Consider the following 21,220-nt stretch of genomic DNA (forward strand, 5'->3'; position numbering starts at 1 on the left):
TCCGCACAAGTACGTCCTTCTCCGCTCGAACTGCGGGGTTGGTTGTCAGGCGTACTCGATGAGTTACCCATATTCGCGCCGGTTCAGCTGTCGTGTCTCATAGCGTGTCTCCTTCGAGCCTCGAGGAGTACACGATCTCAGTTGCGTTCGAGTTCAATCGGGTGGGTGGCGAGCAGCGAGAGGGGCAGCGGCTGGCGGCGCAGCACGTGCGCCCACAGGTCGTGGCGACCGGTGCTGATCGGATCGGAAGGCAATGCCGACAGCACGATCCAGTCGTTGTTCTCCAGTTCGCCCTCCAGCTGCCCGAAGGTCCAGCCCGCGTAGCCCGCGAAGATCCGGATGCCCTCGACGAGCGAACCGATCCGTTCGGGATCGGCGTCCAAGTCGACGAGGACGACCCGGCCATCGATGCGCCGCAACCCGGGAACATTCTCGATCTGCGCGCCGACCTGGACGGTGCCCAGGCACAGGGCGGCGTCCCGTTTCACCGGGCCGCCGATGAACAACGTGCGGGGCGTGGCGATAGCGTCGGTCCACCGTGGCAGTACGTCGTGCACGGCGGTGTCGCTCGGTCGGTTCAGCACCACCCCCAGGCTGCCCGCCTCGTTGTGTTCGATGATGTAGACGACGGTGCGCCGGAAGGTGGGTTCGACCAGTTCGGTGGTCGAGACCAACAGGCTTCCCGCACGCACCACCTGCTCGCCGTGCCGGAAATCGCGCCGTTTGCGCTCACCGTGCTCGCCGCGAGTCTTCCGATCATCGGGGTCTTCTGCGCGTGCCACTCCGACATCATCGCAGTTGTTCGCCCACAATGCGCCTTCTGCGGCCGAGTTCTGTTGTTCGAATTTACCGGGCCGGGAGGGCAGACGACGCGTCGCGCACTTTCTCCGGCATCGTAGAGTCCACGTCATGGAACCGCCCGAGGTACGCCTCGAGAACTGTGACAGCGTGTACGACTTCTATCGCGATCATCGCCAGAACCGACTGAAGGCGTGGGGGGCGTACGCCGTTCTCAGCCGCCGATACCACCCGCGGGTCGCGTACGCGGAGGGCGCGCGCGAACTGCTGCGCTCGGTGACCAAGCAGGGAAGGCCGCTGCTGATCGCCATCAACCACCTCTCCGAGAACGATCCGTACACCGTCGCGGCAGCGGCCTGGCGCAGTGGCCTTCGACCGGTGATCGGGCGGGTGCGCGTCCTGGCGAAGGACGAGCTGTTTCTCGACCCCGACCAGCGGCGCAAGATCGACATGATGGGCGGCATCCCGGTATTCCGCGGGAAGGACCACGGCATTCGAGCGGTGAACGCGGCCGGTCAGCGCATGATGGACATCTGCGCCGAACGGATGGCACGCGGCGACGGCGTGGCGGTCTTCCCCGAGGGCACCTGCAACGAGGTCGACCCGACCACGGTGCAGTCGGTGGGCAGCGGGATCGGGCATATCGCGTTCCGAGCGATGAAACTCGGCGCCGAGCCGGTGCTGGTCTCCATGGCGCTGAGCTACGGGCCGCGCGCGGACCCGACGGTGCAGCCGACGAGGGAGGAGGCGAATTCGGCCAGCTTCTACTTCGGTGTACCTGTGCTCGACCTGCCGACTCGGCCCGGTGACATCGCTCGGCTGGTGCGCGCAGATCTGCAACAGGCGCTGGACGGCGCCGTCGCGGCGTACTGAGCGCTACAGCGGCAGGTTGAGCCGATCGCGCGCCCAGTGCGGCACCATGGTGAGGTATTCGGGGCGCGTCTCGATGAAATGATGGACCGTTCGGCACATCGGCAGCGCGCCGAGCGCGTCCTCGCGGGTGCTGTTCAGCGCGGTCTCGACCAGGAGTCGCGCGTAGCCCTGGCCTTCGTATCTCGGATAAATCTCGGTGTGGACGAACGCTCGCTCGGATGCGGTGTCCTGGTACTCGGCATAGCCTGCGATCGCACCGTCGACGTAGATCTCGAAGCGGTCCAGTGCGGTGTTGTTGCTGACCTCGGTCGACATGGCTCGACGCTACCCGGTGCGTCCGGATCCGAGGTAAACCGCGAGGCCGACCAGGCGAAATCCCGTCCCTGACTTGTCTGTCGGCGCGAGCCTGCGCAAAATGCTCTTGATCGAGGCCTCCGCGCGTGCCCGCGCAGGGCCCGGGGAGGTACGGAACATGACAAGGACACTGCGCATTTCGCGGGTCGCCACCGCCCTGGTCGCGGCGAGTCTGGTCGCAGGATCGATCAGCTGCGGTCTCGCGGTCGCCGAGCCGAGGATCATGTTCGGGCCGTGTCCCGACGACGCCGTATCCGCGAATCACGGCGTGCAGTGCGCCGTCATCGACGTGCCGATGAACTACGCCGAGCCCGGCGGGTCGACCATCGAGCTGACCGTCAGCCGGATCCCGGCAACCGGCCAGCGCACGGGCGTCCTCTTCGCCAATCCGGGCGGCCCCGGCGCCGACGCGCTGGACTACTGGGCGCGCGGTGCCGCGGTGTTTCCCGCCGATCTGGGCGCGCACTACGACCTCGTCGCGGTGCAGCCGCGCGGGCTGCGCTGGGCGACGCCGCTGGACTGCGCGGCGGGCGCGCAGACAAAGAAAGGCGAGCAGGTCGCGCCGGGTAGCGGCAACCGCGACGCCATCAAGGCGGCTTGCGACGCTGCCCATCCTGGCTACCTGGACGCCATCACCACCGAGAACACCGCGCGCGACCTGGACGCCGTGCGTGCCGCGCTCGGCGAGCAGCAGATCAGCTACCTCGGCGCGTCGTACGGCACCTACCTCGGCGCGGTGTACGCGGCGCTGTTCCCCGACCGGGTGGGCCGGATGATCCTGGACTCCAACGTCAATCCGGACTGGGTGTGGACCGAGGAGTTCGCCCAACAGCAAGCGGCGGGCAAGCAGCGCCTCGACGATCTGTTCGCCTGGATCGCCGAGCACAGCGCCGAATACCACCTCGGCGACACCGCGTTGCGGGTTTACCGGAACTGGGTCCGGCTGGCGGCTGATCAGGGCGGCGGCTGGTACGCCAACCTGACTCCGCCGCCCGCGAGCGTCGCCGACCTTCCCGGCGCGCTGCCCGAGCCGCTCGCCGAGATCGCCCGCGACGGCTATAACGGCGGTGTCGAACAGGTGGGCAAGCTGCAGAACCTATTGCGCACCATGGTCTCCGGCGGCATGTCGGCGCAGGTGCCATTGCTCGGCGCGACGGCGGTGGCCACCTACACTCGCACGTTCTGGCCGAGCTTTGCCCGCGCGATGGCCGACGCCGCTGTCGACCCGGCGAACGTCCAGCGACTACGCGCCATCGAGGGCGCGACCTCGACCGACCCTACCGGCCGTTTCGTATTCTCCGCCATCACCTGCAATGAGAACGCGGTACCTGGCCGGCCGGAACTGCTCGGTTCGGCGATTGCCACCATCGCCTCCGGCGGCAACGCCATGGACGCTCGCGCCGACCTGGTTCGCTCCGGGATGGCCTGTGGCGCATGGAAACCGGTAGCGAAACCGGTGCGGATCACCGGTGCGGGTCTGCGTACCCCGCCGTTGGTGCTGCAGAGTCGCTACGACGCGCTGACCCAATACGCGGGCGGCCCGGCCATGGCCAAAGCACTCAACGGTGTCCTGATCACGGTCGAAGGCGGCGACCATGGGACGTTCGGCCGCGGCAATCCGGCCGTAGACGAGGCCGTGCTGACCTACCTGCGGACCGGACAGGTCACGATCACCGAGGCTGACCAAGCTCCGCTGCCCCAGAGTTGATCCCGCCGTCGGGCCGGTCGGCGGGAAGTGCGCCGGACGGTCGGCCTCGCCGCACCTGACAATGTGAGAATGACGCGCGCGCCCGCACCTCGGGTGATTCTCGCCCCGGACAAGTTCAAGGGATCGCTCACCGCGCCCCAAGTAGCGGCTGCCCTTGCCGCAGGTGTCGCGCGGATTTCGCCCGAGGCGGATATCCGGCGAGTTCCGGTCGCCGACGGCGGTGATGGCACGGTCGAGGCGTTCGTCGCCGCGGGCTGGACCCGCGTGGAAGTAACTGCTCCTGGACCGACCGGAGTGCCACGCCGAACGGCCTACGCCCGGCATGGGGCAGCCGCCGTCGTCGAACTGGCCGCGGTGGTGGGTCTGGCGACTTTGCCCGAGGGGCGGTTGGATCCGCTCGGCGCGAGCACCTACGGACTCGGGGTGGTCCTGGCTCATGCGATGGACAACGGTGTCACCGATATTGTGCTCGGGCTCGGCGGCAGTTCTTCCACCGACGGTGGTGCGGGCATGCTGCAAGCGCTCGGCGCTCGGATCCTGGACGCCGAGGGGCTGGAATTGCCAAGCGGCGGCGCCGTTTTGGCGCGCGCCGCGCACGTGGACCGCTCAGCGATGCATCCCGGGATCGCCGTGACGACCTTCACTGTGGCCAGTGACGTCGACAACCCGCTGCTCGGGGCGACCGGCGCCGTTGCGGTGTACGCACCGCAGAAGGGTGCAGGTCCCGACGAACTCGATGTCCTCGAATCCGCGCTCACCCACTGGGCGCGGGTCGCCGGCCCCGACTTCGCCGGCCTACCCGGTGCGGGCGCTGCGGGGGGAGTCGGTTTCGGCGCGCTCGCCGTCCTCGGCGCGCAAGTTCGCAGCGGCATCGAGGTCGTGCTCGAACTGCTCGAGTTTCCCGCCCTGCTCGCCACCGCAACTCTCGTGGTCACCGGCGAAGGGTCACTCGACCAGCAAAGTTTGCACGGGAAGGCGCCTATCGGCGTGTGCGCGGCGGCTTGCGCGGCGAAGATCCCGGTGATCGCCGTTGTCGGCCGCACCTTGCTTACGGCCGACGAGATTCGAACCATGGGTTTCGCCGGTTGTTACGCGCTCGCCGACCTGGAACCCGATCCCGCCCGTTCGATGGCCGACGCGGCAGCGCTGTTGGAGTGTGTCGGTGCGCGGCTCGCCGTCGAGAGCCTGGCGTGATCCGCAGATGGCTGGGGGTTCGCGGCGAGCTCGTGCCGATGCCGGTCGCCCCATTCCTCGAGCGGACGCAGGGCGACGGCCAATTCCTCGCCCAAGGCAGTGAGTGAGTACTCGACGCGTGGGGGGACCTCGGGATAGACCTCACGGTGCACCACACCGCTCGACTCGAGTTGGCGCAAGTTCTCGGCGAGCACTTTCTCGCTGACGCCACCGAGCAGCCGGCGGATGTGGCTGAAGCGTTGCGGGCCCGCGCCCAGCGCCCACATCAGGTGCAATTTCCACTTGCCGCCGACGACATCGATCGCGACCGACATGCCGCACACATCGTGATCTGCGCCACTGTCCATGTCCACTGCCCCCTTCTGACCTGATGGCAAACCTCTAGGTAAGCAACCGCACCCCAACGTTCGGTCTTTCCGACTCTACCTGCGGCAACGAGCATGAATCCCGACACCGACCGCCGTCGAACAAGATCCGAAGGGCACTACATGTCCGAGCAGACAACCCCCCGATCCGTCTCCGTCGTCGGCCTCGGGCCGATGGGCCAGGCCATGGTCCGAGCCTTCCTCGACGCGGGCGTCGAGGTAACGGTATGGAACCGCAGCCCGGAGAAGGTCGACGCCATGGTCGAACTCGGCGCGCAGCGCGCGTCGACAGTGGCCGCCGCGCTCGACGTCAACGAGGTCACCGTGCTCAGCCTCACCGACTACGCCGCGATGTACGCCGTGCTCGGCCAGGCGACCGACCACCTGCGGGGCAGGGTGATCGCGAACCTGTCCTCGGATTCCCCCGAACAGGCGCGCTCGGGCGCCGCCTGGGTCCGGTCGCATGGCGCGCAGTTCCTCGCCGGCGGCGTCATGTCGGCGGGCGACAATCTCGCGCATCCGGCGTCGTACATCTTCTACAGCGGTCCGCGCGCACTCTTCGACGCGCACGCCGAATTGCTGCGCCCGCTGAGTCCGCAGGAGTACCTCGGTGCGGACGACGGTCTGGCGCAGGTCTTCTACCAGGCCCTCCTGGTCATCTTCCATCCCTGGTTGCTGGCTTTCGACCAGGCGACCGCGGTGATCGAGCGCTCCGGCCACGACATCGCGAAGTTCGTCCCGTTCGCGATCCGGTCGGCCGCCGCGTTCCCCTACTTCATGCAGGAGTTCTCGGTCGCCAACTCGAACGGCGGCTGGGCCACGCTGGATGGTCTGAAGATGATGGACGCCGGTGCGCGACACATCATCGACGCGAGCCAGGAGGTCGGCGTCGATGCCACCTTCTCCTATGCCGCGCAGGCGTTCTGGCGTCGAGCCATCGCCGCCAGTGAGCGGGTGGGCACGCCGGTCTCCACCTATGCGCTGATGCGCGGCGACGCGTAAACGCGGGCGCCTCGGCCGGATTCGGTGTGCAGCTGGACAGGTACCGAGGTATCGCGGGTATCTCACGCACATCGTGGCCGTGACAGTCGCACCGGTGCCGCTCTGTGCCCGGATTAGGATGCCGATGGTGGGATTGCTGTTCGAGACGCGTGCGTCGGATTCGCCATGGATCGCTTCGGTGTGGACCTGCCGCAGCGAGCAGGTCACGCAGATGACTTCGGTCGCCACCGAGACCTGGGGTCTGGTGTTCTGGGAACAGGAGGGCACAGCGTACGCGTGTGTCACAGGTCCCGAGAGCCGCACCGGCACTGCCCCGGTGCCGGACGGCGCGACCTTCGTCGGCATTCAGTTCGCGGTCGGCACGTCGCTGCGCGCGGTGGCCACCGCGTCCTTGGTCGACAGTGGGATCATCTTGCCCGATGTGACCCACCGGACTTTCCGGCTGGACGGTGCGCGCTGGGAGACGCCGCACCCCGATGACGCCGAGGCGCTCGTCAACCGACTCGTTCGGGACGGAACCGTGGTGCACGATCGCTTGGTCGCGGAGGCCTTGCGGGGCCATCGGTCGGCGGTCACCGATCGTACGCTCGAGCGCCGCTTTCGAGCGGCGACCGGCCTCACCAAAGGCGCGGTTCGACAGATCGGACGGGCTCGCGCCGCCGCAGGACTGCTGGCCTCAGGTGAGACCAACAGCGGCGTCGTCGAAACGCTCGGGTACTACGACGATGCCCATCTCGCCCGGGCGCTGCGACGGTACGTGGGGCGTACGGCCCGACAGCTCCGCAACGGCCTCGACGGTGCGATTGCGCTCGATCCTTCCTCAGCGCACGACGTGGTAGACGAGCTTGGCGACTCCGTTCGAGTAGGTCGCGGCCTGCGCGAGGCGTAGTTGCTGTTTGTCCCGGTCCGCTCTGCCGAACAGGCTCTTGCCCGACCCCAGCAGCACCGGGAACACGAGCAGGTTGTACCGGTCGATCAGATCGGCATCAGACAGACGCCGGGCCAGTTCAGCGCTGCCGTGAATGAAGATGGCGCCGCCGTCGCTCTGTTTCAGTTCGGCGATATCGTCGATCGATCGCACGATCGTGATCGGACCCCATCCTTTGATCAGGGCGTCGTCGGTGAGGCTGGTCGAGACGACGTATTTGGGAAGTTCCTTGTACGCGACGTGATCCTCCGAATCCGGCCAGGTCGGGGCGAACGCCTCGTAGCTGTGGCGCCCGAACATGAGCGCTGTTGTCTCGGCGAGTTCCTCCGCCTTCAGCGAGTAGGCCTCAGGCACGAACTCGGTATCCATCACCCAGCCACCGCTGCGGTGCCCCTCGACCCTGCCGCCTGGCGAATCCACCACCCCGTCGAGCGACATAAAGCCCGTGTAGACCAGTTCACGTGTCACAGAATCCTCCAGAGAATGGACGGCGGAAACCGCCGTTGCCCAGGTGATGCCAGCGGCACGAGCCTCAGCTCGACGCGCCGCCCCGGGCCGCCGTTCGAAGCCTACGAACCGATAGTCCCGCTGTATTGGACGAAACCGACACCCCCTTGTCATGTAGCCAAATGGCTGCCTATTATAGAAATGCAGCCAGATGGCTGCGTGAATCGGAAGGTGGCATGGACGAAGTGTTCAAGGCGCTGGCCGACCCCAGTCGGCGCCGGCTGCTCGACAGCCTGAACGTTGACAATGGGCAGACGCTGCGCGAGCTGTGCGCGGGACTCGCGATGGCCCGCCAGTCGGTCAGCAAGCACCTCGCGGTGCTGGAGGCGGCCAACCTGATCAGCACTCGACGCGACGGCCGGGAAAAACTGCACTACCTCAATGCCGAGCCCATCAATGCCATCGCCGACCGCTGGATCAACCGGTATCACCGCGCGCGGGTGCACGCGCTCGCCGACCTGAAACAAGCACTGGAGGCATCGCCCATGGGTGATAACGCATTCGTCTACACGACCTACATCAAGACCACCGATAAGAAGCTTTGGCAGGCCTTGACCGATTCAGCGTTCACCAGTCGCTACTGGGGAACGGCCTTCGACACGGACTGGTGTCCGGGCTCGACGATGGTCTGGCGGCAACAGGATTGGTCCAGCGACGATCCCGAGCAGATCGTGCTGGAGGCCGATCCGTACACCCGGTTGGCCTACACCTGGCACACCTTCGACCCGCATTTCGCGGCGACATTCGAGATGGATCCGGATGAGGTCGCGCAATGGGCGAGGGAGCCGCGCTCGAAGGTCACCTTCGAGATCGAGCCACAGGGCGAGATCGTGAAACTCACGGTCGTGCACGACGGGTTCGCGCCCGGCAGTCGAGTGCTGGAGGGTATCCGCGGCGGCTGGCCGAGCATTGTGTCCAACCTCAAGACTCTGCTGGAGACTGGAGTAACGCTGCCCGACCCGGACCCGGCTATCGCCTCGTAGCCGCGATGGTGTGGCTCTGGTCGGAGGAGCCGGCGCCCGATGGTTGACGGCCACGGGTGACCGGGTCGCCGGCAAGGCCGTAGAGCAGGAGATTTTCTAGGGATTCGGCGAAGCCGTCGAGATCGTCGATATTGCGGATGCACATCGCGAACAGCGCCGCACCGGCGATGGTGTCCAGCAGGGTATTCGAGGCCGAGTCGGGACTGCCCGCCGCGTCGTCGGATCGCAGATATTCGGCCAGCTCCCGGCGCGTGGGGGTGTCCAGCCGTGCCGAAAGTTTGTGGTACAGGCTGGAATCTGCGCGCATGTCGGACATCAGTCCCGGCATCGCCTCGCGCGCCGCGGGCGCGCCGAACAGCTGGATGGTCCCTCGGATCACCTTCCGGATCTCCGCGGTGATATCGCCGGCGACTTCGTCGGTGTCGACGTCCGGGAACACCGCCTGCGCGATCAGATGCGCTTTGGATGGCCAGCGACGGTAGATCGCCGGTCGGCTGACGCCCGCTCGGGTCGCGATCGCGTCGATTGATGCCGCGCCGTAGCCGCGTTCGACGAGCAGGCTGCGAGCGGCCTCGAGCACCGCCTGATCAACCGCCGGATCGCGGTGCGGGCCGAGGCGATGGCGTGCGCTCACGAAATACCGTCCTTGTCATTGCCGGCAGGAGTCGTTACAGTGTGTCACACCTAAGACGTTACACGCTGTAACAGCTGTGAGGTTCGAGGAGGAGTCGTGTCCGATGCCGCGCATGTGTCCGTAACCGCCGATACGTATCGGCCGGTGCCGCTGCTGCAAGACAAAGTCGTCGTGGTGTCTGGCGTAGGCCCCGGTCTGGGCCGCGCGCTGGCTGTGGAAGCGGCACGGATGGGCGCCGACCTTGTGCTGGTCAGTCGCACCGAGCGGCGGCTGGAGGAGACGGCGGAGGTGGTGCGGTCACATGGCGGCAAAGCGCTGACCGTGCCGACCGACATCACCGACGAGGATCAGCGCCGCACGTTGGTGGAGCGAACGGTGGCCGAGTTCGGCCGGGTCGATTGTTTGATCAACAATGCCTTCGCGATTCCGCCGATGTATCCGATCAGCCAAATCGATCTGGCTGCCCTGCGTACCGTCAATGAGACGAATGTCTTCGCACCGCTGCGACTTTCGACGCTATTCGCTGATGCCCTCGCTGCTTCTCGCGGCTCGATCATCATGCTCAACTCGTGTGTCCAGTTCGATTCGGAGCCGGTGTATTCGGGGTACAAGCTGTCCAAAGGCACTCTCGCGCACCTGGCTTCGTCGCTGGCGACCGAGCTGGGTCCGCGCGGCATCCGGGTCAACAGTGTCGCGCCGTCCTACATCTATGAGGACGTGAACAAGGCGTACTTCGACTGGCTGGCCACACAGGCGGGCCGCACCCACGACGATATCTACCGGGAGAAGGCCGAGCCCACCGACCTGAAGCGGCTGGCCGACCCGGAAGAAGTCGCCCGCGCCACGCTGTTCTTGGCGAGTGACCTCTCCTCCGCGGTCACCGGGCAGACGCTGACCGTCGACTGTGGCGAGTACCACAGCTGAGGCTTGCATTACGCGAAGCAACACTCGGGTGAGGAGTATCGGTGTCGAAAAAGCGAATCGTTTTGTGGGGAACCGGGGTCGTCGGATCTATGGTGCTCGCCGAATGCGTCCGACATCCCCGATTCGAACTGGTCGGGGTCGGTGTAAGCAATCCCGAGAAGGTCGGCCGGGATGCCGGTTCGCTATGTGGTGGTGCCGAAACCGGGATCCTGGCAACCGATTCGGTCGACGAATTGATTGCCGCGCGGCCCGATGCCGTGGTGCATTACGGTCCGACCGCGCAGTTCGCCGAGGAGAACATTCGCGTCATCACTGCCTTTCTGCGCGCGGGCATCGATGTGTGTTCGACAGCCATGACCCCGTGGGTGTGGCCGACCATGGCGCAGACCCCGAGCGTGTGGCGCGATCCGATCACCAGCGCCTGCGCGGAGGGAAAAGCATCTTGCTTCACCACCGGTATCGATCCGGGTTTCGCCAATGATCTCTTTCCGATGACTCTGATGGGCCTGTGCGGTCAGGTCGAGTCGGTGCGCGCCTCGGAGCTGCTCGACTACACCGACTACGAGGGCGATTACGAATTCGAGATGGGCATCGGGCACCCACCGGAGTTCCAGGCCATGTTGGAACTGCCCGACCTGCTCATTATGGCCTGGGGTGGCACCGTGCCGATGATCGCCGCCGCCGTGGGTATCGAATTGGACCGCATCACCACCACATGGGACAAGTGGGTGACGCCGAAGGATCGGCCATCGGCGAAGGGCACGGTCGAGGCGGGCACGGTCGCCGCGATCCGCTTCACCATCAACGGCGTATACCGGGACCGCGAGGTGATCACGCTCGAGCATGTCAACCGAATCGGTCTCGACGCGGCGCCCGAGTGGCCTTCGGGTGCCCGCGACGACGTCTACCGAGTGGATATCGTTGGTTCGCCGTCGATTTCGCAGGAGACCTCGTTTCGATTCACCGACGGCTCCGGGCGCACCCCAGCGGTCGCGGGGTGCCTGGCCACCGGTATGCGGGCGCTCAACGCCGTACCCGCGGTGAACGACCTGCCCCCGGGATGGATTACTCCACTCGAGCTTCCGCTGATCCCTGGGATGGGCACCATTCGCTGAGTGGACGCACGCGGTTCGCCCGGAAGCGAAACTCGCCTGGTTGTCGTGTTGGCGAAGCACTGGATCGGCGCGTTCCGCGGGCGTCGCGATGCACCGAGGTGCGCTCCGATCCGAGCCTCCGCCGACCCCGCACAGTGTCCGTCCGGGGGAGGGAGCGGAATACAGTGCGGGGACTCCCTTTCAGTTCACAGCGGTCACGCGGCGGGCGACGATCTCGGGCACGAGCAGATCGAGGAGGGTCCGTTCGTCGGCATCGGCTATGTCCTCGATCAGGGAATCGAGGAGGGGAGCGGCGTACAGGCGCCCGGCGTCGGGGCCATGCGTCTGGCGGGCGCTGACGATGAGTTCGTACAACACGGTGGCGTAAATGCGGGCGCGTCCACTGCCGGGGTGTTGTTGGTAGCGCGCCGCGTCGGCCAACGCGGCATCGACCCGAGCGACGACATCGATGAGCACACTGATTTCGGCTTCGGCGCGATGGTCGAACACACCCAACCCCTTTGACTCGTCCTGAATATTGTTGTTGGGCCCGCTCGTCATGTCCTACCCATCCCGGGTCGTGGCCAGGCGCAGAAATCGCGGCGACCGATCGCGCCCGTACTTCTCCACCCAGTCGATCTCGCCCGCCCTGCTTCCCATGCGGATACCGAAAGTCCACGACGGGTCCAGGAACAGCGTGTGACCGCCATCGAAGTCGATGCCGAGTGCGCTGGTTTTCCCGGTCGTCGTCTCGTACCCGCGTACGGCGACACACGCCAACGCGTCCCTACCGTCTCCGAATAACTGCTCCCCATACGAGGCTAGGACGACCTCGCTCTCCGCTTGCGCAAGCAGTTCGATATCGGACCAACTGGGGATGGTGTCGTGACGAACGGACAGGTGATCGCCCCCTGCCCGCGCGGCCAGTCGGACCATGCCCAGGTCCAGCCGCAGCCACAGCGCCAGTGGTTGCGGGCGGAACTCCGAGGGAACGTCGTCCCGGTCGATCCATCCGGGGACGAGCACGTCATGGACACAGCGCCGGTCGAGGAGTTCGGCGACCCGCTGCGCCACCCTGCTCATCCGTCCCTCCTTACTTCCGTGGACCTTTTTGGTGATCATCGCCCGTGTGTCGTATGGTCGGGCAGGACGGGTTTTCGGTGTTCGAGCGCAGGCGGTATCCCGCTGTCGTCGAATCGTTCTGCGGTTACGACGATCTGGTGCATGAGGTCCGCCACAGGGGTTGGCGTGAGCGAGAGGAGTGATCGCCCGCGCCGGCGAAGCTGGTGACAGCGCGGCCGCCACCGGTGTCACAGGCCGACAGATGGATTACGCGCTGCGCGTCCGCGCCCTCGAATGCGTCGGCGTGGCAGGTCTTGTTCCAGCCGAACGGCACAAGATGAACACGTTCACCGTTCTCCTCCAGCCTTTCGGTGAATTCTGTCAACACATCCAAGACATCGGCGATTTCCGACAACACGTCCCATCCTGTTGGGGCACAGGGTTCTGCACCGAATGCCGGCAAGTGGGCAAATCCATCGACCACGATCTGCGCTGCATCGGTCTCGGCGACAATGCGACGAACGATTCGCACGGCCATATCTGCCAGCGCGAGATCGCTCGGCTCCACGCTCACCGACAGGAAAAGGCAATCGAAGAAGGGCTTTCGCACTCCGACGGCCGCTGGTTCGAGATCGACAGCGCACGGTCCGCTCGTGGTCACCGTGTATTCGAATGCGCGGTAACGATTACCGACTATTTGCATGACCGGCTCCGCTCGACAGCGATACCCACGCGTTGTGGTGCACCGGGGTAGTGGCTATGACACACGCCATCGTGCAGGCGTCTCTGATGTCGAATAACTTCTTCATGGATTCTTCCTTTCCGATGGGTGGTGGTGAGCTCCGCCCGGTGTCACAGGGTGGCCGAGGCCGGTGTGGCGAGCTGACCAGCAGGCCGTTTGCGGGGGGTGGTCACCGAAAATCGTCGGGGACGGTGTTGGTCGATGTGGCTCTGCGGAGAACTGTGCGCGCCGGCCGCAGTCGGATGCCATCGCTGGGGTCTCCGGTTCTGCGGCCAGAAGGTGTTGTTCATCATCCAGCCGTGCCGCATCGAGACCAAGTGGCTGGGGCTCTGGTCTTCGTATTACAGCGGCACCCGGCGGACAGTTCGAGAGTGGCCATGTCGACCTCCTGATCGGGAATCGGTTCGTACTCCGAACTTTCCCGCTTTTTCTGCCCGGCCGCCAACCCCGCAGCAGGGGGTTGCACAGAGGCTGCACGGCCGCCCGCGTATCACTCGATGTGTGCTGCGGCGCACCGGACACGTAAGTAGGTAGGTGAGAATTGGGACGATGTCCGATAACGGCGGACGAATAGGCCGGTGGCCACGCCGTTTCCAGCTTCGAACGTGGTGCCGCACTTATCGCGACGGCGTATTCGACTTCCGCTTTGTGCAATCTTGCGAATGCACTCGTACAAATCTCGAAAAGGCGGACACGCGGGCCGAGGGGACGGGTTGCGAACGATCGGTCACGGACGAATGTGCGGGCATGGCGCGCCGCATGCCGGTGTGGATCGCTCGCCACGCCCGGCATCGACCGACCACGGTCGGTGCACCTAGTCGGCCTTCGGATTGCCGTCCGACGCCGGCTCGGCACCGGTCGCAGTCGAGGGGGACTCGGTGACTGTGCTCTCGCGTGTTTTGACCTCGAGGGCGTGCCTGCCCGATCCCCAGCCCACGTGCGCCTCGGCCCGTGCGCGCTCGACCATGTGGGGGTAGTGCAGCTCGAACGCGGGACGCTCGGAACGGATCCGCGGCAACTCGTAGAAATTGTGCCGCGGCGGCGGGCAGGTGGTGGCCCACTCCAGGGAGTTGCCGTACCCCCACGGATCGTCCACCGTGACCACCTCGCCGTAGCGGTAGCTCTTGAAGACGTTCCAGATGAACGGCAGCATCGACAGCCCGAGCAGGAAGGCGCCGATCGTGGAGATGGTATTCAGCAGGGTGAATTCATCGGTAGGAAGGTAGTCGGCGTAGCGGCGCGGCATGCCTTCGGCACCGAGCCAGTGTTGCACCAGGAAGGTGGTGTGGAAGCCGAGCAGCGTGGTCCAGAAATGCCATTTGGCCAGGCGTTCGTCCAGAATGCGTCCGGTCATCTTGGGGAACCAGAAGTAGATCCCGGCGAAGGTGGCGAACACGATGGTGCCGAATAGCACGTAGTGGAAGTGCGCCACGACGAAGTACGAGTCGGTGACGTGGAAGTCCAGCGGCGGGCTGGCCAGGATGACACCGGTGAGGCCACCGAACAGGAACGTGACCAAGAACCCGACCGAGAACAGCATCGGTGACTCGAAGGTCAGTTGACCGCGCCACATGGTGCCGATCCAGTTGAAGAACTTCACCCCGGTCGGGACGGCGATCAGGAAAGTCATGAAGGAGAAGTACGGCAGCAGCACCGCTCCGGTGGCGTACATGTGGTGCGCCCAGACCGCGACGGAGAGCGCGCCGATACCCAACGTGGCGTAGACCAATGTGGTGTAGCCGAAGATCGGCTTGCGGGAGAAGACCGGGAAGATCTCCGAGACGATCCCGAAGAACGGCAGCGCGACGATGTACACCTCGGGATGGCCGAAGAACCAGAACAGATGCTGCCACAGCAGGATGCCGCCGGTCGCCGGATCGTAGATGTGCCCGCCGAGGTGTCGATCGATGGCCAGCGCGAGCAGCGCCGCGGTCAGCAGCGGGAAGGCGAGCAGCGCCAGGATGCTGGTGACGAGAATGTTCCAGGTGAAGATCGGCATCCGAAACATGGTCATGCCGGGGGCGCGCAGGCAGACCACGGTGGTGACCATATTGACGCTGCCGAGAATGGTGCCGAGGCCCGAGAGTGCCAGCCCCATGATCCACATGTCACCGCCCGCGCCGGGCGAGTGCTCGAAGTCGCTCAGCGGCACATAGGCGGTCCACCCGAAGTCCGCGGGCCCGCCAGGGGTGACGAAACCCGCGGTCGCGATCGTAGCGCCGAACAGATACAGCCAGTAGCTGAACGCGTTGAGCCGGGGAAAGGCGACGTCCGGTGCGCCGATCTGGAGCGGCAGCACGGCATTCGCGAAGCCGAAGACGATCGGGGTGGCGTAGAACAGCAACATGATCGTGCCGTGCATGGTGAACAGTTGGTTGAACTGCTCGGTGGAGAGGAACTGTAGGCCCGGTCTGGCCAGCTCGCCACGCATCAGTAGTGCCATCAGGCCGCCGAGGAAGAAGAACGACATCGCGGTGACCAGGTACATGGTGCCGAGCACCTTGGGGTCGGTGGTCGTGACCATTTTCCACAGGTAGGACCCTTTCGGCCCCAGCCGTTGCGGATAGGGTCGAACAGCTTCCCCTGGTTTCGTCGTCACACTCATCGCCGCCACCTCCCGAACCGCTGTCTGCCATCGCTGAAGTTGCCGGGTCAGTATCCACCAAATCATGTGACGCAGGTCTCACGCCACCCCAGGTGGGGTGCGAAGATGCAGCTCAGCGTCTGTCGTAAGGACTGGTGTCGAGGCAGGGGTCAGAACCAGCCTTTGCGTTGCGCCCAGATGAGCAGTGCGCCGGACATGCCGAGCATCACGAGCAGGATTACGACCACCCAGCCCCATTGCGTCCGTTCGTTCACGATCACGTTCATCCCGAACACCGATGACAAGGCGGTAATCGGCAACGTGACGGCCGCGATGACGGCGAGCCGTTCAGCCGCGATCATCATCTTGGTGTTCGTTCGTGCCTGATAGAACTCGATGGTGCCCTGCAGGTAGTCCTTCTGGCCGCCGGCCATCACGATCAAATGCTGGAACTGATCGACCGCATCGTGTAGTAGCTCCTGCCCTCCACCGGCGCCGAACGCTTCGATGGTGGCCATCCGGTCATAGACTTCCCGGCTCAACGCGGCCATCGTCCCGACCGTGAGCAGACCGTGCCGAACCCGGAACATCTCGTCGAGAAAGGTTTCCGGATCACCGAGATGTCCAGCGGTGACTTGCTGTTCGAGTTTCCAGACATCCTTGGTCAGTTCGGCAGTGTAGGCCCGCATGCGCGCCGTCAACGCCGCGAGCAAGGCAAAGGACAGTTCGAATCCGGTGCCAGGCCGCGACCTGCCCGATTCCAGCCGGCCGAGCACCGCGTTCACCTCGACCATCGCGGTCGACGGATCGACGGCGGGATTCAACGGGCCGTGCACGGTCACCAGGTACCGGCCGCCGATGAACTGGTCGAGTTCGACATAGTGCACATGCCCATGTGCTCCCGACTGCGGCGCATGGAGGACCACGAAAAAGTGATCCGCGTATCGGTGCACCTTCGGGACCTGATTGCGGTTCATCGAATCCTGCACGGCCAGCGGATGAAACCCGAACAGCGGGGTCAACGTATCCGCCGCCTGATCGTCCCAGGTCGGGACATCCACCCAGACCAGCCCGTCGGGCCGGTCGAGCAACGCGGGCAGATCGGTCGGCGCGCACGAGCGCACTGTGCCGTCGGATATGAACCGGACGTCCATGTCGGTCTCCTCACGCAAGCTATCTCCTTGCTATCGCACCACAGCCGTGCCGGTCGAGCGATTCGCCGTGGTGAATCGGCTCTGGGCTGGGGATACGGAGAAGCGAGAGCGCTGCTCTTGACTTTGTCGACGGTGAGGGGCACTATTGCTCTCTATAGAGAGCAATGCTCACAAAAGGAGTTAGTCATGGATCTCGGCACCCGCTACATCGGCCCCTCCGGTCTCGATTCGATCATGAACCGAATCTTCAACCTGCTGCCCAAACTGGGCGTCAGTGTGATGGGGTCACGACTGCTGGCAGTGCGCGGTCGTACCAGCGGTGAGTGGCGGACCACGATGGTCAACCTGATGGTTCGGGACGATGGTGCTCGGTTCCTGGTCGCGCCACGTGGGCACACCCAGTGGGTACGCAACCTGCGCGTGGCGGGTGGCGGTGAACTGCGGCTCGGCCGGACGGTCGAGGCCTTCACCGCCACCGAGGTCGCCGACGCCGACAAGGTGCCGCTGCTGCGGCTCTACCTGCGAAAGTGGGGCTGGGAGGTCGGTAAATTCTTCGAGGGAGTGACCAAGGACGCCAGCGACGAGGAGCTCACCGCCATAGCGCCCGGCTTTCCGGTTTTCCGGATCAGCTGACGCCACTACGACGTTGCGGCCCGACACCGTGGACCCACGGCCGGCCAGGTGAACCGTCCGGTGGGTGGGCCGGGTGCAAACCCGGTCCGGATCAGGCCGACCGTGCCAAAAATTCGATCGCGGCGGCGTAGCCCTGAATTCCCATACCCGCGATCACCGCGGTGGCGATCGGCGAGATATAGGAATGATGCCGGAACTCCTCGCGCGCGTGCACATTGCTGATGTGCACCTCCACTATGGGGAGTTCCGGAATCACCAGTGCGTCCCGCAGCGCCACCGAGGTGTGGGTGAGGCCGCCGGGATTGATGACGATGCCCGACTCGGCGCCGCGCGCCTGATGGATTCGATCGATCAGCGCGCCTTCGGAGTTCGATTGGAAGGTGACGATCTCCCTGCCGACATTCGCCGCGGATTGCTCGCAGAGTTCCACCACATCATCCAGCGTCGCCGACCCGTAGATCTCTGGTTGACGGATGCCGAGCATATTCAAGTTCGGGCCGTTGAGGACAAGGATCGGGCCCGGCGTCGCGCCGACGGTCACAGCCATGCACCCAACCCTAGACTCGACCGGCCTACAGCCCTTGCGGCCCTTCCGAGCGCAGGTCCTCGACTTTGCGCATCGCGCCGCGCAGTTCCGCCAGCCACGACTCCGCGTGTTTGCCCGCCAATTTCACCGTCCAGGCCAGCGCGTCGGCACGGGAACGGGCGACACCCGCGTCGACCAGTGTGTCGAGGACCTTGCGTTCCGGCTGGCGTAACCGAGTCATGACGGGAACGGCAAGGTGAGTGAACATGATCCGTTCGCCGTCCACCGAGACACCCCAGGCGACACTGCGTCGATATCGGTGCTGCGCCTCGTTCGCGATCTGCATCCGGGCCGGCCGGGTGGACTCGCGGAACCTGGCGACGGCGCCTTCCTTGGTCGCGCGCGGTACATCGTCGGTCCGCGCAGCTTCGGTGCTGCCGGCGGACGAGTCGGTCTGCTGATTCTCCGGCTGTGGTAGCGGCAGTTCGCCGATGACGACGATCTCGTCCCGATCTACCTCGATGAGAGGTGCGGCGGTGAACCATTCAATCGGCAATCGTCCAGCGAACCAGTCGGGCACGTCCGCGGGGTCCGGCAGGTCGGCCTGCTGCCAGCCGCCTGGTCGTCCGAATCCCTGTCCCCGATGTGTGTTTCTCATGCGGGTTACCTACTTACTCTGCTGGTTTTGTATTTCTGATTACAAGATTACGTCGCAAAGAGCGTTTGCGGTTCCGCTCTGTGCGAACACGAAACGCGCTCGGCTGCGGGTGCTTCGAAAGCGTCGTCGGGGGTACTCGGTGAATCGAACGGACGAGTATGGCGCCGAGCGCGCGGCTTTGCGTGCATGCCGGTACCGTTGCGGCTTCGGTTGTCGGTGAGTGGACCGGCAACCATCGTGAACGGTCCCCTGGGACGGAAGGTTTCGGGCACTGTCGGGATGCTGAGCACGGGTAACGTCCTTGCGACGGAGGCGCTGCGAATTGGTAATTTCAGGTACGGTGGTCTTGTTGCTGGAGTGACAAGAGTGAAGAGTGGGCGATATGGATGTGTGGGGATCCCGCCGCTTTCGCGTTCGGAGCGCTATGGCACTCGTGGGGGTGGCCTTGCTCGCGGTTGCGATCGGCTCATGCGGGATACAGGACAATCAGAGTGAAGCCGAGACTGTTGTCGAACGCTTCATCGATCTGCTCGACGATCAGGATTACGCCAAGGCGGCAGACCTGACGTCGTACCCCACGGCGGCTTCAGCAACCTTGAAGCAAATGTTCACCGGGCTCCAGCCGGGCAAGCCGGACTACGAGAAGACCCAATTCATCGGGTTGGATGCCGAGTCCGGGATTTTCAGCATGGACGTCGAATGGAGCTTCGGCGAGCACAAGAACTGGAATTACAGCCTGCAGGGACACGTCCGCAAGTTGGCTATCGGCTGGCGGATCTCCTGGGAGCCTGCCATCGTCATGCCGCAGTTGGCGCACAATCGGACCGTCCAACTGGTGCGTACACTGCCATCGCCCGCGCCGCGGGTCAACGACATCGTCGGTGAGCCGTTGATGACCGAGCAGGTCATCAACGTGATCAAGATCGACCCCACCAAGACATCGAACCCGGTCGCTTCGACCGACGCGCTGGCCAAGGCTATCGAGCCGGTCGCGCCGTTGATCACCGGGCCGTCGCTGATGCAGCAACTCGCCGCCGCGCAGGGCAAGCCGGTGACCGCGGTGAATCTGCGCGAGGGCGATTTCGCCATCCTGGAACCGCGGATGGCGCCGATTCCCGGCGTGGTGATGGAGAAGCAGCCGCGACTGATCTCCGCTGATCGTCGGGTCTGGTCGCCGATGCTGGATGCGCTGCGCAAGGTGCAGCAGGACAGTCAAGAGACGCACTCGGGGTGGGGTGTGCAGCTCTTCGAGCAGGACGGGCGGTTCATCAGCCAGCTCGCTGGCCAGCAGGGCCCGCCGGGACCGGACATCGCCGGCACCATGGACCAGCGGCTGCAGCGCGCCGCCGAGGATGCGGTGGTCAGCGTGGGCACGCCCGCCTCGATCGTGGCGATCCAGCCCTCCAGCGGTGCGGTGGTCGCGACGGCGCAGAACAGCCAGGCCAGCGAGCATGGTTCGGTCGCTTACACCGGGCTCTACCCGGTCGGGGGAAATATCGAGCTGTTCCGCATCGTCGCCGCGGCGGCCAAAGGCAAAGCGCCACAAGATATCTTGGTGCAGGAAGCGGCCGAGACCGCGACCGCGCTCGGGGTCGGCATCGATGTCGAGGTGCCCGGTATGGACGAGGTGACCGGCCGGATCGCCATCGCTGGACGCAGCGCGGAGCAAGTGCGCCAGGGCGGCGGCTCGGACGCGGTACTGGCCAGCCCGTTCGGCATGGCGATTGCCGCGGCCGCCATCGCACGCGGCTCGGTGCCGATGCCGATGATCGAGGTCGCCCGGCCGGGCACCACCGATGCTCAGCTGGGTCCGCTGTCACCCGAGGCGACCGATCGGCTGCGCGCGAAGTTGCGCGAGGCGACGAACGCACCGGAACTCGCGAGCGTGCGGCGATACCGGGATGTCAGTGCGTTCGCCACCACCGCCGGTTCGAACGGATGGCTCATCGGGATCATGGGCGATCTGGCCTTCGCGGTGCATATCGACGACGTCGACAGCGGCGATGCCACGGCTCGGATGGCGGCCCGGATGCTGCAGGCGCTCGCCACCCCGGACCCGTGATCAGGTCAGCGCTCGGAACGCCGCGCGCCAGCCGACCAGGAACAGCGCGAGCACCGTACTCGCGACCAGCACGAAACTGAACGCCGTGCCCTGACCGCTGACCACCCGCAGCACCATTCCGCCGACCAGGGTGCAGAGCCAGATCACGATCCCGCTCGGCCACGGGGAGGTACCGTCGAATCGCGCGCCACGGCCGATCTCGCCGAATATCCGGCCGACCGAGACGGCGGCGACGGCCCAGCCGAGGGCCAGACCGATCGCGAAGGGCCACAGGGTGCGCAAGAGTCCGGCGAATATCGCTTCGTCGTGGCTACGCCTGCCGATCGCGCAGAAGAGGATGACGAGCAGCGCGTCCGCGATCAGCGGTACCAGTTTCCTCACGCGGGAGAGCCTAATGTGGATGTGCCGCCGCGCCCTGTGCGACTGCGCACACCC

The 21,220-nt window shown here is 65.4% G+C and carries 22 protein-coding genes and 1 pseudogene; 10 read left to right on the forward strand and 13 right to left on the reverse strand.

The genetic code is table 11. The features are described from left to right. Positions 1–137: 137 nt before the first annotated feature. On the reverse strand, positions 138–782 hold the full coding sequence (locus tag AB0C34_RS09520; protein ID WP_357069291.1) for a YqgE/AlgH family protein: 645 nt from the start codon (positions 780–782) through the stop codon (positions 138–140). A 127-nt stretch (positions 783–909) separates the two neighbouring features. On the opposite strand from AB0C34_RS09520, the gene AB0C34_RS09525 reads away from it, so the two are divergent. Beyond that, positions 910–1,671: a 1-acyl-sn-glycerol-3-phosphate acyltransferase gene (locus AB0C34_RS09525; RefSeq protein WP_357069293.1), complete on the forward strand. Its 762-nt coding sequence runs from the start codon at positions 910–912 to the stop codon at positions 1,669–1,671. A gap of 3 nt (positions 1,672–1,674) precedes the next feature. Here AB0C34_RS09525 and AB0C34_RS09530 read toward each other — a convergent pair whose 3' ends face one another. Continuing rightward, positions 1,675–1,986, reverse strand: a complete 312-nt coding sequence (locus tag AB0C34_RS09530) for a GNAT family N-acetyltransferase (protein ID WP_357069295.1) — start codon at positions 1,984–1,986, stop codon at positions 1,675–1,677. 157 nt (positions 1,987–2,143) lie between these two features. Here AB0C34_RS09530 and AB0C34_RS09535 point away from each other — a divergent pair, with 157 nt between their 5' ends. Together AB0C34_RS09535 and AB0C34_RS09540 are read left to right on the forward strand one after the other, a co-directional pair. Continuing rightward, complete coding sequence (locus AB0C34_RS09535) at positions 2,144–3,733, forward strand: alpha/beta hydrolase (protein WP_357069297.1); 1,590 nt, start codon at positions 2,144–2,146, stop codon at positions 3,731–3,733. A 69-nt stretch (positions 3,734–3,802) separates the two neighbouring features. Next, positions 3,803–4,927, forward strand: coding sequence for a glycerate kinase (locus tag AB0C34_RS09540; RefSeq protein ID WP_357069299.1), 1,125 nt, complete (start codon positions 3,803–3,805; stop codon positions 4,925–4,927). 26 nt (positions 4,928–4,953) lie between these two features. On the opposite strand, the pseudogene AB0C34_RS09545 reads toward AB0C34_RS09540, so the two are convergent. After that, positions 4,954–5,280, reverse strand: a pseudogene (locus AB0C34_RS09545) (helix-turn-helix domain-containing protein); the annotation flags it as partial. 135 nt (positions 5,281–5,415) lie between these two features. Here AB0C34_RS09545 and AB0C34_RS09550 point away from each other — a divergent pair. Together AB0C34_RS09550 and AB0C34_RS09555 are read left to right on the forward strand one after the other, a co-directional pair. Beyond that, on the forward strand, positions 5,416–6,294 hold the full coding sequence (locus AB0C34_RS09550; RefSeq protein WP_357069301.1) for an NAD(P)-binding domain-containing protein: 879 nt from the start codon (positions 5,416–5,418) through the stop codon (positions 6,292–6,294). Positions 6,295–6,418: 124 nt separating this feature from the next. Next, positions 6,419–7,183: a helix-turn-helix domain-containing protein gene (locus AB0C34_RS09555; protein ID WP_357069303.1), complete on the forward strand. Its 765-nt coding sequence runs from the start codon at positions 6,419–6,421 to the stop codon at positions 7,181–7,183. On the opposite strand, the gene AB0C34_RS09560 is transcribed toward AB0C34_RS09555, so the two are convergent. Further along, positions 7,115–7,690, reverse strand: a complete 576-nt coding sequence (locus AB0C34_RS09560) for a dihydrofolate reductase family protein (protein ID WP_357069305.1) — start codon at positions 7,688–7,690, stop codon at positions 7,115–7,117. The two genes, AB0C34_RS09555 and AB0C34_RS09560, sit on opposite strands and share 69 nt — an antisense overlap. Positions 7,691–7,905: 215 nt before the next feature. Between AB0C34_RS09560 and AB0C34_RS09565 the strand changes: the two genes are divergently transcribed. Next, the gene (locus tag AB0C34_RS09565; protein WP_357069307.1) at positions 7,906–8,712 is read left to right on the forward strand and encodes a metalloregulator ArsR/SmtB family transcription factor; all 807 of its coding nucleotides are present in this window, start codon (positions 7,906–7,908) and stop codon (positions 8,710–8,712) included. Here AB0C34_RS09565 and AB0C34_RS09570 read toward each other — a convergent pair. After that, entirely contained in the window at positions 8,699–9,346 is a 648-nt protein-coding gene (locus AB0C34_RS09570; protein ID WP_357069309.1) for a helix-turn-helix domain-containing protein, read from the reverse strand. The two genes, AB0C34_RS09565 and AB0C34_RS09570, sit on opposite strands and share 14 nt — an antisense overlap. Positions 9,347–9,442: 96 nt before the next feature. On the opposite strand from AB0C34_RS09570, the gene AB0C34_RS09575 reads away from it, so the two are divergent. Together AB0C34_RS09575 and AB0C34_RS09580 are read left to right on the forward strand one after the other, a co-directional pair. Beyond that, positions 9,443–10,270 carry an SDR family oxidoreductase gene (locus tag AB0C34_RS09575; protein WP_357069311.1) on the forward strand — a complete coding sequence of 276 codons (828 nt, stop codon included), beginning with the start codon at positions 9,443–9,445 and terminating at the stop codon, positions 10,268–10,270. Positions 10,271–10,359: 89 nt separating this feature from the next. After that, a complete protein-coding gene (locus tag AB0C34_RS09580; RefSeq protein ID WP_357070105.1) occupies positions 10,360–11,385 on the forward strand; it encodes a dihydrodipicolinate reductase in 1,026 nt (341 codons plus the stop codon). Positions 11,386–11,565: 180 nt separating this feature from the next. Here AB0C34_RS09580 and AB0C34_RS09585 read toward each other — a convergent pair whose 3' ends face one another. The 5 genes from AB0C34_RS09585 to AB0C34_RS09605 form a co-directional block, all read right to left on the reverse strand. After that, the gene (locus AB0C34_RS09585; protein ID WP_357069313.1) at positions 11,566–11,925 is read right to left on the reverse strand and encodes a hypothetical protein; all 360 of its coding nucleotides are present in this window, start codon (positions 11,923–11,925) and stop codon (positions 11,566–11,568) included. Between the two features lie 3 nt (positions 11,926–11,928). Then, a complete protein-coding gene (locus AB0C34_RS09590) occupies positions 11,929–12,447 on the reverse strand; it encodes a hypothetical protein (protein WP_357069315.1) in 519 nt (172 codons plus the stop codon). Between the two features lie 124 nt (positions 12,448–12,571). Then, positions 12,572–13,000, reverse strand: coding sequence for a hypothetical protein (locus AB0C34_RS09595; protein ID WP_357069317.1), 429 nt, complete (start codon positions 12,998–13,000; stop codon positions 12,572–12,574). A gap of 982 nt (positions 13,001–13,982) precedes the next feature. Further along, complete coding sequence (ctaD, locus tag AB0C34_RS09600) at positions 13,983–15,773, reverse strand: cytochrome c oxidase subunit I (protein WP_357069319.1); 1,791 nt, start codon at positions 15,771–15,773, stop codon at positions 13,983–13,985. A gap of 149 nt (positions 15,774–15,922) precedes the next feature. Continuing rightward, the gene (locus AB0C34_RS09605) at positions 15,923–16,906 is read right to left on the reverse strand and encodes a magnesium transporter CorA family protein (RefSeq protein WP_357070107.1); all 984 of its coding nucleotides are present in this window, start codon (positions 16,904–16,906) and stop codon (positions 15,923–15,925) included. 186 nt (positions 16,907–17,092) lie between these two features. Between AB0C34_RS09605 and AB0C34_RS09610 the strand changes: the two genes are divergently transcribed. Further along, positions 17,093–17,539 carry a nitroreductase/quinone reductase family protein gene (locus tag AB0C34_RS09610; protein ID WP_357069321.1) on the forward strand — a complete coding sequence of 149 codons (447 nt, stop codon included), beginning with the start codon at positions 17,093–17,095 and terminating at the stop codon, positions 17,537–17,539. A 91-nt stretch (positions 17,540–17,630) separates the two neighbouring features. On the opposite strand, the gene aroQ is transcribed toward AB0C34_RS09610, so the two are convergent. After that, a complete protein-coding gene (gene aroQ, locus AB0C34_RS09615; protein WP_357069323.1) occupies positions 17,631–18,086 on the reverse strand; it encodes a type II 3-dehydroquinate dehydratase in 456 nt (151 codons plus the stop codon). 25 nt (positions 18,087–18,111) lie between these two features. Beyond that, entirely contained in the window at positions 18,112–18,723 is a 612-nt protein-coding gene (locus AB0C34_RS09620; protein WP_357069325.1) for a hypothetical protein, read from the reverse strand. Between the two features lie 424 nt (positions 18,724–19,147). Between AB0C34_RS09620 and AB0C34_RS09625 the strand changes: the two genes are divergently transcribed. After that, positions 19,148–20,785 (forward strand): NTF2-like N-terminal transpeptidase domain-containing protein, encoded by a 1,638-nt coding sequence (locus AB0C34_RS09625; RefSeq protein ID WP_357069327.1) that lies wholly within the window; start codon positions 19,148–19,150, stop codon positions 20,783–20,785. Here the strand turns inward: AB0C34_RS09625 and AB0C34_RS09630 are convergent, their stop codons facing one another. Continuing rightward, entirely contained in the window at positions 20,786–21,166 is a 381-nt protein-coding gene (locus tag AB0C34_RS09630) for a DUF3054 domain-containing protein (protein ID WP_357069329.1), read from the reverse strand. Between the last annotated feature and the right edge of the window lie 54 nt (positions 21,167–21,220).

This window comes from Nocardia sp. NPDC049220 (assembly GCF_040647855.1).
Taxonomy (GTDB): domain Bacteria; phylum Actinomycetota; class Actinomycetes; order Mycobacteriales; family Mycobacteriaceae; genus Nocardia.

Excerpts from the sequence above, each read along its gene's own strand:
- ctaD (WP_357069319.1), bottom strand. The coding sequence starts at position 15,773 with ATGAGTGTGACGACGAAACCAGGGGAAGCTGTTCGACCCTATCCGCAA.
- AB0C34_RS09525 (WP_357069293.1), top strand. The coding sequence starts at position 910 with ATGGAACCGCCCGAGGTACGCCTCGAGAACTGTGACAGCGTGTACGAC.
- AB0C34_RS09550 (WP_357069301.1), top strand. The coding sequence starts at position 5,416 with ATGTCCGAGCAGACAACCCCCCGATCCGTCTCCGTCGTCGGCCTCGGG.
- AB0C34_RS09625 (WP_357069327.1), top strand. The coding sequence starts at position 19,148 with ATGGCACTCGTGGGGGTGGCCTTGCTCGCGGTTGCGATCGGCTCATGC.
- AB0C34_RS09605 (WP_357070107.1), bottom strand. The coding sequence starts at position 16,906 with ATGGACGTCCGGTTCATATCCGACGGCACAGTGCGCTCGTGCGCGCCG.
- AB0C34_RS09585 (WP_357069313.1), bottom strand. The coding sequence starts at position 11,925 with ATGACGAGCGGGCCCAACAACAATATTCAGGACGAGTCAAAGGGGTTG.
- AB0C34_RS09530 (WP_357069295.1), bottom strand. The coding sequence starts at position 1,986 with ATGTCGACCGAGGTCAGCAACAACACCGCACTGGACCGCTTCGAGATC.
- AB0C34_RS09535 (WP_357069297.1), top strand. The coding sequence starts at position 2,144 with ATGACAAGGACACTGCGCATTTCGCGGGTCGCCACCGCCCTGGTCGCG.
- AB0C34_RS09620 (WP_357069325.1), bottom strand. The coding sequence starts at position 18,723 with ATGAGAAACACACATCGGGGACAGGGATTCGGACGACCAGGCGGCTGG.
- AB0C34_RS09580 (WP_357070105.1), top strand. The coding sequence starts at position 10,360 with ATGGTGCTCGCCGAATGCGTCCGACATCCCCGATTCGAACTGGTCGGG.
- aroQ (WP_357069323.1), bottom strand. The coding sequence starts at position 18,086 with ATGGCTGTGACCGTCGGCGCGACGCCGGGCCCGATCCTTGTCCTCAAC.
- AB0C34_RS09610 (WP_357069321.1), top strand. The coding sequence starts at position 17,093 with ATGGATCTCGGCACCCGCTACATCGGCCCCTCCGGTCTCGATTCGATC.
- AB0C34_RS09555 (WP_357069303.1), top strand. The coding sequence starts at position 6,419 with ATGGTGGGATTGCTGTTCGAGACGCGTGCGTCGGATTCGCCATGGATC.
- AB0C34_RS09590 (WP_357069315.1), bottom strand. The coding sequence starts at position 12,447 with ATGAGCAGGGTGGCGCAGCGGGTCGCCGAACTCCTCGACCGGCGCTGT.
- AB0C34_RS09540 (WP_357069299.1), top strand. The coding sequence starts at position 3,803 with ATGACGCGCGCGCCCGCACCTCGGGTGATTCTCGCCCCGGACAAGTTC.
- AB0C34_RS09565 (WP_357069307.1), top strand. The coding sequence starts at position 7,906 with ATGGACGAAGTGTTCAAGGCGCTGGCCGACCCCAGTCGGCGCCGGCTG.